Annotated in this window: 11 protein-coding genes; all 11 read left to right on the top strand. The window is 65.6% G+C overall.

Features of this window, described 5'->3' with window-relative positions; genetic code table 11:
- Positions 1–111 precede the first annotated feature (111 nt).
- The 11 genes from EH240_RS01300 (at position 112) to flgK (ending at position 13227) form a co-directional block, all read left to right on the top strand.
- On the top strand, positions 112–996 hold the full coding sequence (locus tag EH240_RS01300; protein WP_124995601.1) for a flagellin N-terminal helical domain-containing protein: 885 nt from the start codon (positions 112–114) through the stop codon (positions 994–996).
- Positions 997–1269: 273 nt separating this feature from the next.
- Positions 1270–2154: a flagellin N-terminal helical domain-containing protein gene (locus tag EH240_RS01295; RefSeq protein ID WP_124995600.1), complete on the top strand. Its 885-nt coding sequence runs from the start codon at positions 1270–1272 to the stop codon at positions 2152–2154.
- A 191-nt stretch (positions 2155–2345) separates the two neighbouring features.
- Complete coding sequence (fliF, locus tag EH240_RS01290; RefSeq protein ID WP_124995599.1) at positions 2346–4004, top strand: flagellar basal-body MS-ring/collar protein FliF; 1659 nt, start codon at positions 2346–2348, stop codon at positions 4002–4004.
- A 3-nt stretch (positions 4005–4007) separates the two neighbouring features.
- Positions 4008–4634 carry a hypothetical protein gene (locus tag EH240_RS01285; RefSeq protein ID WP_124995598.1) on the top strand — a complete coding sequence of 209 codons (627 nt, stop codon included), beginning with the start codon at positions 4008–4010 and terminating at the stop codon, positions 4632–4634.
- Positions 4631–6049 (top strand): MotB family protein, encoded by a 1419-nt coding sequence (locus tag EH240_RS01280; protein WP_124995597.1) that lies wholly within the window; start codon positions 4631–4633, stop codon positions 6047–6049. Before EH240_RS01285 ends, EH240_RS01280 begins: the two co-directional genes overlap by 4 nt.
- A complete protein-coding gene (locus EH240_RS01275; RefSeq protein ID WP_124995596.1) occupies positions 6046–7491 on the top strand; it encodes a chemotaxis protein MotC in 1446 nt (481 codons plus the stop codon). Before EH240_RS01280 ends, EH240_RS01275 begins: the two co-directional genes overlap by 4 nt.
- A gap of 28 nt (positions 7492–7519) precedes the next feature.
- A complete protein-coding gene (gene fliK, locus EH240_RS01270) occupies positions 7520–8887 on the top strand; it encodes a flagellar hook-length control protein FliK (RefSeq protein ID WP_245435801.1) in 1368 nt (455 codons plus the stop codon).
- Complete coding sequence (locus tag EH240_RS01265; RefSeq protein ID WP_124995595.1) at positions 8817–9410, top strand: transglycosylase SLT domain-containing protein; 594 nt, start codon at positions 8817–8819, stop codon at positions 9408–9410. Before fliK ends, EH240_RS01265 begins: the two co-directional genes overlap by 71 nt.
- A 225-nt stretch (positions 9411–9635) precedes the next feature.
- Positions 9636–10304, top strand: a complete 669-nt coding sequence (locus EH240_RS01260) for a response regulator transcription factor (protein ID WP_124995594.1) — start codon at positions 9636–9638, stop codon at positions 10302–10304.
- Positions 10305–10484: 180 nt separating this feature from the next.
- Positions 10485–11741 carry a flagellar hook protein FlgE gene (locus EH240_RS01255; protein ID WP_124995593.1) on the top strand — a complete coding sequence of 419 codons (1257 nt, stop codon included), beginning with the start codon at positions 10485–10487 and terminating at the stop codon, positions 11739–11741.
- A 31-nt stretch (positions 11742–11772) separates the two neighbouring features.
- On the top strand, positions 11773–13227 hold the full coding sequence (gene flgK / locus EH240_RS01250) for a flagellar hook-associated protein FlgK (RefSeq protein ID WP_124995592.1): 1455 nt from the start codon (positions 11773–11775) through the stop codon (positions 13225–13227).

The following is a 13227-nucleotide window of genomic DNA, read 5'->3' as shown; positions in this document are numbered from 1 at the left end:
CCCAGATGGCGGGTGATCGGGTCTCAGCGATCATTGGCATGATGCCGCACCGTCATACCGGACAAGCCGGTATGTCAAAAAAACACGCGTAAAAACAAGGTACGAGTAGCCATGTCCAGTATCATGACCAATTCTGCTGCGCTCACAGCCCTGCAGAGCTTGAACAACACCAACAAGCAGCTCGAGATAACCCAGTCGCGCATTTCGACCGGCTACCGTGTCGCCACGGCCAGCGACAACGCCGCTTACTGGTCGATCGCCACGTCGATGAAGTCCGACAACAAGGCGCTCTCGGCCGTTCAGGACTCGCTCGGCCTCGGCGCCGGCAAGGTCGACACCGCCTACACCGCCATCAACGACATCAAGGACCAGGTCGACCTGATCAAGACCAAGCTGGTGACCGCCCGCGGCGCCAGCAAGGAAGACCAGCAGAAGATCGCGACCGAAATCAACGCCATCCAGGCGCAGATCAAGTCGTCGGTCACCAACGCCAACTTCGCCGGCTCGAACCTGCTCCAGAATGACGGCACGGCGGCTTCCGACCTGAAGATCGTCGCTTCCTACAACCGCACCGGCGCGACCGTCACCATCGACACGATCAACGTCAAGTCCGCCGACACGCAGGTCCTCGACGTCGCCGGCACGGGCGGTATCGTCGGCGGCCTGCTCGCCACGACCTTCTTCGATCCGAGCGCCGCTGCTGTTGCGGATACTGCCATCGACACCGCGCTCGGCAGCGTTGAAACCGCGCTCGGCAAGCTGTCCACCGGCGCCGCCTCGCTCGGCGCCGCCAAGTCGCGCATCGACACCCAGAAGAGCTTCCTGTCGAACCTGTCGGACTCGATCGACAAGGGCGTCGGCTCCCTCGTCGACGCCGACATGAACAAGGAATCGACCCGCCTGCAGGCCCTTCAGGTCCAGCAGCAGCTCGGCATCCAGGCGCTGTCGATCGCCAACGGCAACTCGCAGTCGATCCTGTCGCTCTTCCGCGGCTGATCACCCAGCGAACTTCAGTCATCCGGATCGGGCCGCGCCATCAGCGCGGCCCGATTTTCGTTGCCACCGCCCTCGCAGGCGCGCCTCTTCCCTTAAGAAATACGACCGCATCGCGGTTTTAAGGCAGGCTTTAACGCGCCATTAACCGTGACGCGCTAGTTATGGTTAACCAATCGCTATGACGGGCCGACCGGTGGTCGACAGGCATGACGCCCCCGCCAGAGAGTTGACCGGCATGCGCGAGGCGTGCCTGGCTTTGAGAAGGGGTGTATCTTGGCAAGTATCATGACCAACGCCGCCGCGCTGACCGCGCTGCAGAGCCTCAACGCCACCAACAAGGCGCTTGAAACCACACAGGGCCGCATCTCGACCGGCTATCGTGTCGCCACCGCTTCCGACAACGCCGCCTACTGGTCGATCGCCACCTCGATGCGGTCAGACAACCAGGCGCTCTCGGCCGTCCAGGACGCGCTCGGCCTCGGCGCCGGCAAGGTCGACACCGCCTACACCGCCATCACCCAAATCAAGGATCAGGTCGACGCGATCAAGACCAAGCTGGTCACCGCCCGCGGCGCCAGCCAGGACAACCAGCAGAAGATCGCCACCGAAATCAAGGCCATCCAGGACCAGATCAAATCGTCGGTCACCAACGCCAGCTATGCAGGCTCCAATCTCCTGCGGAACGACGGCACCACCGCTTCCGACCTGCAGATCGTCGCTTCATACAACCGCACCGGCACGACGGTTTCCATCGACACCATCACAGTCAAGTCCGCCGACACGCAGGTTCTCGACGTCGCCGGCACCGGCGGCATCGTCGGCGGCCTGCTCGCCACGGGCTTCTTCGATCCGAGCGCCGCCGCTGTCTCCGACGCCAATATCGACACCGCGCTTGCCAGTGTTGAAACTGCGCTTGCCAAGCTCTCCACGGGCGCTGCCTATCTCGGCGCCGCCAAGTCGCGCATCGACACGCAGAAGAGCTTCCTCTCCAACCTCTCGGACTCGATCGACAAGGGCGTCGGCGCCCTGGTCGACGCCGACATGAACAAGGAATCGACCCGCCTGCAGGCCCTCCAGGTGCAGCAGCAGCTCGGCATCCAGGCGCTGTCGATCGCCAACGGCAACTCGCAGTCTATCCTGGCCCTGTTCAAGAGCTGATAGTCGGGCTGAAGCAGGGACCCTTCCATCGCAGGGCCGCGTCTTGGGCGCGGCCTTGTTTCTTGCGCGTCGGATTGCTGCTTCCGTGCTTTCCGGGTGCCGCGTGGTGCTTGGCGGCGCGCGCTATCATCCTCGCACAAGCTTCGCGGTCTAGTCTTCCGGCGGACAGTCATGCTGGGAGCGGTTGAATCGTGCCGGAACAGATCCAGAGCCTCATCGCGAACCTCCGGGGTTTCGGCGTCAGGCGTCTCGCTCTCATGGGCGGCATCGCCGCGCTGGTCATGGCCGTCATCGGTGTCGCCTCTGTCTATCTCAACCGTCCGGCTTACGAGACGCTCTATGTTGGGCTCGACCGCTCGGACGTGAACCAGATCGGCCTGGTGCTGGGCGAAGCCGGCATCGGCTTCGATGTCGGCGCCGACGGGACGTCGGTGCTGGTGCCGGCCGGCACCACGGCGCAGGCGCGCATGCTGCTCGCCGAGAAAGGCCTGCCGACCAGCGCCAACGCCGGCTACGAGCTGTTCGACAATGTCGGCTCGCTCGGCCTGACGTCTTTCATGCAGCAGATCACCCGCGTGCGCGCGCTGGAAGGCGAGATCGCGCGCACCATCCAGTCGATCGCCGGCGTCAAGGCGGCGCGCGTCCACATCGTCATGTCCGAGCGCGCCAATTTCCGCCGCGACGAGCAGCAGCCTTCGGCCTCGGTGGTGATCCGCTATGCCGGCGTCGATGCCGAGAAGAGCGCGCAGTCGATCCGCCACCTCGTCGCCGCGGCGGTTCCCGGCCTGTCGGCCGACAAGGTCACCGTGCTCGATTCCAACGGCAACCTGCTCGCCGCCGGCGACGACACCTCCAACACCAGCGCCGCCCGCACGCTCGGCGTCGAGCAGACGGTCGAGGCGCAGATCGGCGATAACATTCGCCGCGCGCTGACGCCTTACCTCGGCCCCGACAATTTCCGCGCCAGCGTCAAGGCCGATGTCAACACCGACACCCGCCAGACCGAAGAAACCATCTTCGATCCCGAATCCCGCGTCGAGCGTTCGGTGCAGTCGGTGCGCACCAACGAGGCCAGCAACCAGAAGCAGGCCTCGACCCCGACCAGCGTCGAGCAGAACCTGCCCGAGACGCAAACGACCACGACCGAAGGACCTCAGTCCACCTCGCAGAACGACCGCAAGGAAGAGATCACCAATTACGAGATCAACTCCAAGAAGATCGCCACCGTCTCCAACGGCTATTCGGTGACCAAGATGTCGATCGCCGTCGTCGTCAACCAAGGTCGGCTCAAGACCATTCTCGGCAAGGACGCAACGCCGGAGCAGATCGCCAAGCGCGTCGCCGATATCCAGAAGATGGTGGCGTCGGCCACCGGCTTCGACGATAAGCGCGGTGACATCATCGACGTCTCGGCGGTCGAGTTCATCGACGGGCTGGACGGCGAGCCGATCGACCAGCCGGGCGTCCTCGCCTCGATCGGCACCTATACAGGCACCCTCATCAACGCCGGCGCCTTCATCGTCGTCGTCTTCCTCGTCGCTTTCTTCGGCCTGCGGCCGATGGCGACCGCGCTGACGGCATCGGCGAAGCCCGCGCCCATCGCCGGCCCGAGCTTCGACGATGTCCAGCGCTCGCTGCCGACGCCTGACGCGCCGGTGGCCGCGATCGCCGCCGACACGCCGATCGGCGCCCTGTCGGGCGCCCGCCCGGGCACCACCCCGCTCGACGACCTGCGCCAGAAGATCAGGCCCGCGCCGCAGGAACGGCTGGCACGTATGGTCGACTTCAATGAGGAACGCACCGCCCAAATTCTGCGCAAATGGGCGGCCGCCCCGGAAGCCGCGGGTTAAGCCATGGCTTCGGGAGCCCTTTTCGATCTCCTGCCTGATTTCGGTTCGCGCGCCCCGCGCGCCGGCCAGGCACCGGCGTCGCCTGACATCGAGCGCATGCCGGAGGCATCCCCGCCGCAGGCCGACATCGGTGCGCTGATCGCCGAGGCGGTGGCCGATGCGGAAGCAGCACTCGAGGCGCGGCTCGCGGCCGCCCACGAGGCGGCGCTCGAGGCCGAACGCCAGGCCCATGACGATGCGGCGAAAGCGTTCCTGGAAAGCTTCGGAGGCGATCTCGGCGCGGCGGTCAGGACGCGCATCGACGCCATGGAGGCGCGCGTTGCCGAGCTTGCCGGCGTCACGATTGCCCGCATCATCGGCGGGATCGTCAGCGACGATCTGCAGAAGCGCTCGCTCGATGCCCTTGCCCGCACCATCAGCGCCGCGATTGCCGATAGCGAGGCCGTGCGCATCGCGGTGCGCGGGCCGCTGTCGCTGTTCGAGCCGCTGAAGGCAGCGCTTGGGGACCGGGCGGCCAATCTCGATTTCACCGAAGCCGCCGGCTTCGACCTGACCGTGACCATCGATGAAACGGTCTTCGAGACGCGTATCACCGAATGGTCGGCTTCCTTGTCGGAGGTCCTGTCATGACCGCCATCGACCACGGTGAGCCCAGGCACGAGATCATCATCGTCAAGCGCAATCACGACGGCCACGACGAGGATCATCATGGTGGCGTCTGGAAGATAGCCTTTGCCGATTTCATGACCGCCATGATGTGCTTCTTTCTCGTCATGTGGCTGATCAACGCCGCCAACGAGCAGACGAAGGCGGCGGTCGCCAGTTACTTCAACCCGGTCGAGCTGATCGACCGCAATTCCAGCCGCAAGGGACTGGAAGATCTTGGCGACGGCCCGAGCAAGGTTGGTCTCACCGCCGACAATCCGCAGGATGGCGCCAGCAAGGCCGGCGAGGACGGCAAGGGCGGCGCCGGCTCCTCCGACCGCAGGCAGACGAAGGAGGCCTCGCAAAAGTCGGACCTTTCCGACGAGCATCTGTTTGCCGATCCCTATGCCGTGCTTGCGGAGATCGCCACCGACACCGGCGTGATGCAGAATGTCAGCGCCAAGGGTGAAGGCGGCGTTCAGAACGCCGGTCCGGCGACCGGCGCCTCCGGCGGCGAATCCTATCGCGATCCATTCGCGCCGGATTTCTGGTCGCAGCAGGTGGCGACGCCCGGCGCCGAAGCCAGCGCCGAACGGAAGAAGATCCAAGGCGATCCGGCCAAGCCCGGCGAGAAGGCCGCAGAAACCGAAGTGCCGAAGGTCAAGGCCGTTCCGCCGGCGCCGCCGCGGTTGGATGCGCCGCTCCAGCCGTTGGCAACACCGGGAAAACCCGGTGCCAAGGTGACCGCCGGATCGGTCGACCCGAAAGTCGCCGAAGGCAGCGCGATCAAGGGCGAGAAAGCCCAAGCCGGAAAGGCAGACGGCGCGACCGGCCCTGCGAAGCCGGGAACCGCGCGGGCCGAAGCGGCAAAGGCCCAGATGGCGAAGGCGGAGCCGGAGCAAGCTTCGGACAAGGGAGAAAAGGCGCCGAGCAGTGCCGCTCTCAAGGCAGCCGCCGAAATCAAGCAGGAGCTGGCCAAAGCCTTCACGTCGGGTGAAAAGCTGGCCGACGGCGTCTCCGTCGAGGCCACCGACAAGGGCGTCGTCATCTCGATCACCGATCAGCTCGACTTCGGCATGTTCGAGATCGGCTCGGCCGTGCCGCACCGCGAGCTGGTGCTGGCGATGGAGAAGATCGGCCGCATCATCAACGAGAAGAAGGGCACCATCACCATCGGCGGCCACACCGACGCGCGGCCGTTCCGCAGCGACACTTACGACAACTGGCGGCTGTCCACCGCCCGCGCCCATTCAGCCTACTACATGCTGGTTCGCGGCGGCGTCGACGAAGGCCGCATCACCGAGGTCGCCGGCTTCGCAGACCGCCAGCCCAAGATCCCGTCCGATCCGCTGGCCGCCGCGAACCGCCGCATCGAGATCCTGATGGCGACCGGCGGATGAGGGGCAGGACCGTCATCGGCCGCGCTGTCGGGTTGCTGCTGCTCGCTGCAGGGTCGCCGGTCGCGGCTTTCGCGCAGGATGATGGCTTGCAGCCCTATCAGCTGGTGCGTTCGCTGCAGCTGATCCAGGACCGCATCGCCGGCGGCGACCATGCGGCGCTGCCGATGCAGGCCAAGCTCCTCGAAATGACCGACGCCAGGCTTCGCGCCGCCGATGCCGAGGATTTCAAGGAACCAAAGAATTTTCGCGCTCTGCTCGTCTACGGCATGAGCGGCGGCAACCCCGCCACCGTCGAGGCGGCGGCTTCGCGCGCCACGACCGACCCGCAGAGCCTTGCCATCGCCCAGGGGGTCGTCGCCTACCTGAATGGCAGGCCGGCCGCCGCCATCGAAATCCTGAAGCCGATCGACCCGATCAGCGTGCCCGCCGACCTCGGAGCCTTCCTGGCGCTGGTCAAGGGCTCGCTGCTTGCGACCGATGAGCCCGCGGCGGCGCTGACATTGCTGGACGAGGCCCGCCTGCTCAGCCCCGGCACCCTGGTCGAGGAGGCAGCGCTTCGCCGTTCGGTCGGCCTCGCGGTGGCGCAGGGCGATGCCGCGCGCTTCGCGCTCGCCTCGACGCAATATGTCGCGGGTTACCTCTATTCCCCCTATGCCAGCCAGTTCGCCGATTCCTTCGTCTCCGGCGTCATTCAACTGCACATGTCGATCAGCCAGGACAAGCTCGCCGACATCACCTCGATGATGGACCCTGAGCGCGAGAAGGTGATCTATCTGCGCATCGCGCGCCGCGCCGCGATCGACGGACTGAGCAACCTCTCCGCCTTCGCCTCGGCGCGGGCCGAGCAGGGCCGTGACGGCAAAGGCAATCAGGACGACCCGCGCGCCGTGCTCTATTCGAGCCTCTCCACGGTGACGTCGGCCACGATCGACGATGTGCGCGCCAGGCTCGGCAAGATCGATCGCGGCAAGCTTTCGGAGAGCGACCGTGCCTTGCTCGATGCGGCGCAGGCCGTTGCCGGCGAGGTTGTCGCTCCTGTGCCGTCGGCCGCCAAGGACAAGACTGAGGCTGGAGATCCGGCAAGGAATGATGCGGCGAAACCCGCCGCCGAAACCGAGCCTGTGAGCCAGGCCGACGCGGAAGCCTTGCCGCCGGTGGAAGGCGCGATGACCGAGCAGCCGGCGGTCGCGGCCTCGGCCAAGCCGGCGGCGGACGCGCCGGCAGTTGCTCCCGCGCCGCCGACCCCGCCCACGACGACCCAGGCCCTGGCCGAAGCTCCGGCTTCCGCTCCGGCGCAGCCCGAAACGCCACCTGTGCTGCCTGCGTCCGCGCCGGCGGCCGCAGCAAGCCCTGATCCGCAAGATCCCACCGACGCTGCGATGCTCAGCGCGCGCCGCCAGCTCGACCAGATTGACCAATTGCTCGGAGCCGCTCCCAAATGACCAGCGCCCAATGACCAGCGCCCCCCAAATGACCAGTGTCAGTCAGGCATTGCCGGGAACCGGCTCCGCCCAAACCCAACCACGTCAGCACACTGCCGGCGGGAACGAGAATGGCGCGAATTTCGGCGAGATGGTGCATGGCGCCGAAAACTCGGCCCGGCAAGGCAAGCAATCGGCCGGGCCTGTGTCTTCCGATTCGCATGCGGCGCGGCGCGCTCTCGCCGGTTCGCCCAAGGCACAACCTGACCAGGACGGGCAGCACAAGACGGCCGCGCAAAAGCCGGCAGCCGGAAAAGCAACGAAGAACAGCGCCGGCGCCGATCATGTGAAGGCCGCGGACGATGCCGACGCGTCGGCGCAATCGTCCGATGCCGTTCCGCTCCAGGACCGTCTGCCCCTGCTGATGGCGCTGAGCGACATCCGCCATTTCGCCGCGTCGACAAATGCCGATCGCAGCGGATCCGCCGCCGAGGGGGAGGCAGGTTTCCAGCCCTCGATTGGCCAGTCCGCCTCTTCGCAGCTTACGATCCGCCAGGGCAAACGCGCGCTCGCCGACAACTCCGAAAGCGCCGAGCCGTTGCCGCGATCCAGCCGCGCGACGATGGCGACGGAGAAATCCGGACCGGACTTCGGACAGAAACCGGCCAGCGCCGATCCGGCCGCGGACTCATTGGTCCGCAAGGACGACATCCTGCCCGGAGCGCAAGGAACCGAGACCGACGCCGCGCCGCAAAGCAGGCGGCCGGCGGCCGCCCAGAAAACCGCACAAACGGCGCAATCCATCGCTGCGATCAAGCCATCCTCTGCCGCCGGGCGCATGGATGTGGTCAGCCAGCAGAGCTTCCCGGCGCCGGCGCAAAGTCCCATTAGTCAGACGGCATCTGCGCTGGTTGAGGCGATCGCTTCGGACAATGGCGTCCGGGAGGCCTTCTCGAGCGCCTCGCTTGCCTCTCAAACCGCCAATTCTGTAGCCGTTCCGACACATGTCCTGAAGATCGAGCTCCACCCGTCGGAGCTCGGCATGGTTATCGCCAGCCTGCGTCTTTCGGGCGAGCAACTTTCGATCGAGATGAAGCCGGAGACGCATGAGGCATACCGCCGTCTGACCGCCGACAGCGACGCCATCGTCAAGTCGCTCCGCGGTCTTGGCTTCGAGGTCGATCGGGTCACCATTTTACAACCCTCGATAGCGGCGCATTCAGCAGGCCGCGTCGATGCGAACAGCGCGCCGCCGATGTCGACGGGCCGCGACCAGCCTTCATTCCAACCCGGGAATTCGGGCGGCAGCAGCGCCGGCGATCGGCAACCGGGAAGGAACGACGGCAATGGCGCACAGGAATTCAGCCGCGCTGCTCCGCCTCTTCGCGAGCGCGCTGGCGACGATATCTATATCTAGCCTGGCCGCGGCCGGCGCCGCGAGCGCCGCCTCCAATCCCTGCGAGCCGGAGATCCTGCGCGCCGCCGATCGCTATGGCGTGCCGACGGGAATCCTCTATGCGGTCGGCCTGACCGAGACGGGGAAGAAAGGCAGCCTCCAGCCCAACGCATTGAATATAGAGGGAAAAGCCGTTTTCCCGCGCAGCCGTGGGGAAGCGCTGGCGACATTCGAGAATGCCCGCCGAGAGGGCAAGACGCTGATTGATCTCGGCTGCATGCAGATCAACCACCGCTATCACGGCGCGCAGTTCCGGAGCGTCGAGGACATGCTCGACCCGCACCAGAACGTCGACTACGCGGCGCGCTTCCTGGCCAGTCTCCATGCCCGCCATATGACCTGGTCGATGGCCGTCGCCCGCTATCATGCCGGCCCCGACAACGACCCGGCGCAGAAGGTCTATGTCTGCCGCGTCATTGCCAACATGGTCGCCACCGGCTTCGGTAAATGGACACCGAACGCCAGCACCTTCTGCAACCAATAGTTGCTGCGATGGCGACCTTGAGCCGACCGCCGTCGAGCTTCGCGGCGGCTCCGGTATCTCCCCGCCCCCCGCTGCTGCCGCCGATGTGCCCTTGCAACCGCCTTTATTACGGCTCCCAAAAAACTCCCAAGAAAATAGCTACAAGAAATGACGGTTTCCCAGGATTCACCGCACCGGGTACGCCTTTCCGCACGGGGCAAATGAGATGATTCGGAGGGCGGGCCGATGATCGTGATCGTTGATGAGCGCGAGCTCGTAACTGAGGGCTATAGCTCACTTTTCGACCGCGAGGGCGTCGCCACCGCGGGCTTCGCGCCGGGCGAGTTCGGCGAGTGGGTGAGCTCCGCCGCCGACACCGACCTCAGATCGGTCAGGGCCTTCCTCATTGGCGACTGCCGCGACGGCGTCATCTCCCCGCGCCAGATCCGCGACCGCACCGGGGCGCCGGTGATCGCGCTCAGCGAGCACCACTCGCTGGAACACACGCTACGGCTTTTCGAGAGCGGCGTCGACGACGTCGTCCGCAAGCCGGTGCACATCCGCGAGATTCTCGCCCGCATCACCGCCATCCGCCGCCGCGCCCACGAGGAGACCGCCTATACCGAAGTCGGCTCGATGCGCATTTTCATGGACGGACGGGATCCGGAGATCGACGGCGAGCCGCTGCCGCTGCCGCGCCGCGAGCGGCGCATCCTGGAATATCTGGCCAGCAATCGCGGCCGGCGCGTAACCAAGACGCAGGTGTTCAACGCCATCTACGGCATCTTCGACGACGAGGTCGAGGAGAACGTGGTCGAGAGCCACATCTCGAAGCTGCGCAAGAAGCTGCGCGAAAAGCTCGGTCACGATCCGATCGATTCCAAGAGGTTCCTCGGCTACCGGCTGGTGTTCTGATGGCCGCCGCCGGCACGTTCCGCGCCAGCCTCGCGCAAGACACGGGGCCTACTCTTACGGCCTCTGACCTAACGCATGTCGCCCAAAAGTGCTCAGCGGTTTTGGGAGAACGACATGCATCAAAACAAGACTAAAAGCGCGTCTACGCGACGCGCTTTTAGGCACCGAGGAGATGTTTCGATGAGCCTCTACGGAATGATGCGGACCGGCGTTTCCGGTATGAACGCGCAGGCCAACCGCTTGTCCGCGGTTGCCGACAACATCGCCAACTCCGACACCACCGGCTACAAGCGCTCCTCCGCCGAATTCTCCACCCTGATCATGCCGAGCGCCGGCGGCGCCTATAATTCGGGCGGTGTCACCACGACGATCCGCTCCGCCGTCAGCTCGCAAGGCGTTCTGCAGTACACCAATTCGGTATCCGATCTCGCCGTCAACGGCGACGGCTTCTTCGTCGTGCAGGACCCGAGCGGCACGCCCTATCTCACCCGCGCCGGCGCCTTCGTTGCGGACGCCGAGGGCAGGCTGGTCAATGCCGCCGGCTACCAACTAATGGCCTACAGCTACGCCAATGGCGATCCGGCCGCGACCGCCAACGGCTTCGAGGGCCTAGTGCCGGTGCAAATCTCCGACCAGGAGATGACGGCGACGCCCAGCACGGAAGGAACCTTCACCGGCAACCTGCCCGCAGGCGCCACTCCGGTCGCAGCCGGCAGCCTGCCCACCACCAATACAGCCTCGGCCCAGTACACGTCGAAGTCCTCGCTGGTCGCATATGACAATCTCGGCAACAAGGTGCTGCTCGACGTCTATTTCTCCAAAACGGGCACCGGCACCTGGCAAGTTTCGGTGTTCGACCAGTCGAAGGCGACCGCCGGCACGTCCTTCCCCTATACGGGCGGTGCGTTGGGTTCGGCCAATCTCACCTTCGACGCCACCACCGGCAAGCTCACCGGCGCGACCACGGGCATCTCCTTTACCGTGCCGAACGGCTCGACCCTCAACCTCGATCTTTCCAAGATGACGCAGCTCGGCACGGGCTTCACCGTCTCCGACGCCGAGGTCAACGGCAATTCGCCAAGCACGATCGAGAAGATCCAGATCAGCCAGGACGGCGTCATCTACGCCCAGTTCGAGGACGGCTCCACCAAGGCGCTGTACAAGATCCCGCTGGCCGACGTTCAGAGCCCCGACAACCTCACCGCGATGCCGGGCAACGTCTATGTGCAGAGCGCGGACTCAGGCGCGGTTCGCATCGGCTTTGCCAACGAAGGAAAGCTTGGCTCGGTCGTCTCGGGCGCGCTCGAGAATTCCAATGTCGATATCGCCGAGGAACTGACCAACATGATCGCGGCGCAGCGCAGCTACACCGCCAATTCGAAAGTCTTCCAGACCGGTTCCGACCTGATGGACGTCCTGGTCAACCTGAAGAGATAACCCATCGGGCGCCAGCCCGTGAAAGACCCGCATGTCGCTTTCCACCGCATTAAGCATCGCCCAGTCGGCGCTCCTGGCCACATCCAAGCAAACCAGCGTCGTGTCGCGCAATGTGGCCGACGCGTCCAACCCGGACTATGCCCGTCGCGTCGCAGTCGTCACCAGCACGGCGCCCGGCGCGCGATCGGTGGAGATCCAGCGCGCCGCCAATGACCTTCTGTTCCGGCAGAACCTTTCCGCGCTGTCGGCATGGAGCGGCCAAAGCGCGCTTTACAGCGGCATGGACCAGCTCGACCTCTCGGTCAACGGGGTCGACAATGCGTCGTCTCCGTCGACCACGATCGCCAACCTGCAGCAGGCGCTGCAGCTCTACGCCACCACGCCGTCGAACCAGAACCTCGGCGCCAGCGTCATTGATGCAGCCAAGCAGGTGGTGGCGTCGCTGAACGGCGGCACCCAGGCGATCCAGGACTTCCGGACCCAGACCGATGGTCAGATCGCCACCGCGGTCGACGACCTCAACTCGCTGCTCAGCCAGTTCCAGGATGCCAACAAGGCAGTCATCGCAGGCACGCGCTCGGGCACGGATGTGTCCGACGCTCTCGACCAGCGCGACGCGCTTCTGAAGAAGATCGCCGAATATATCCCCGTTTCGACCTTCACGCGCGGCGACAACGACATGGTCATCACCACCAAGGACGGCACGACGCTGTTCGAGACGGTGCCGCGCTCGGTGACCTTCACGCCGTCTGCCGGCTACAGCGCCGGCACGCCAGGCAACACGATCTACATCGACAATGTGCCGCTTTCGGCAGGCACCGGCGACAACGCCAGCGCCGACGGCAAGCTTGCCGGCATGCTGAAACTGCGCGACGGCGTCGCCGCGACCATGCAGAGCCAGCTCGACGAGATCGCGCGCGGGCTGATCACGGCCTTTGCCGAGACAGCGCCGTCGCAGCCCGACAAGGCCGGTCTCTTCACCTGGCCCGGCGCACCGGCGATCCCGGCTGACGGCATCCTGGTCGACGGCCTTGCCGGTTCGATCAGCGTCAACGCCGCGTTCGACCCGAGCGCCGGCGGCAGCGCGACGCTGTTGCGCGACGGCGGAGCCAACGGCGCCGCCTATGTTTCCAACACCGGCGGCGGGGCTTCCTATTCGGACCTGCTGATCGCCTACGGCAACAGGCTGGATCAGCCGATGGCCTTCGATGCGTCCGCCGGCATCACGGTCAGCTCGGGCGTCTCGGACTACGCGGCCAACGCCATCGGCTGGTTCGAAGGAGTGCGCCAGCAGGCGTCGACCAACGCCGACGCCAAGGAAGCGCTGGCCACGCGCACCGCCGAAGCGCTGTCGAACGATACCGGCGTCAATGTCGACCAGGAAATGTCCCTTCTTCTCGACCTTGAGCACACCTATCAGGCGTCCGCGCGCATGATGAAGACCGTCGACGACATGCTGGACGCCTTGTTGAGCGCGGTGGGATAA

The organism is Mesorhizobium tamadayense (genome assembly GCF_003863365.1).
Lineage (GTDB): Bacteria > Pseudomonadota > Alphaproteobacteria > Rhizobiales > Rhizobiaceae > Mesorhizobium > Mesorhizobium tamadayense.
The sequence above is the reverse complement of the archived record's forward strand: the minus strand, read 5'-3'. Positions and strand labels throughout refer to the sequence as shown.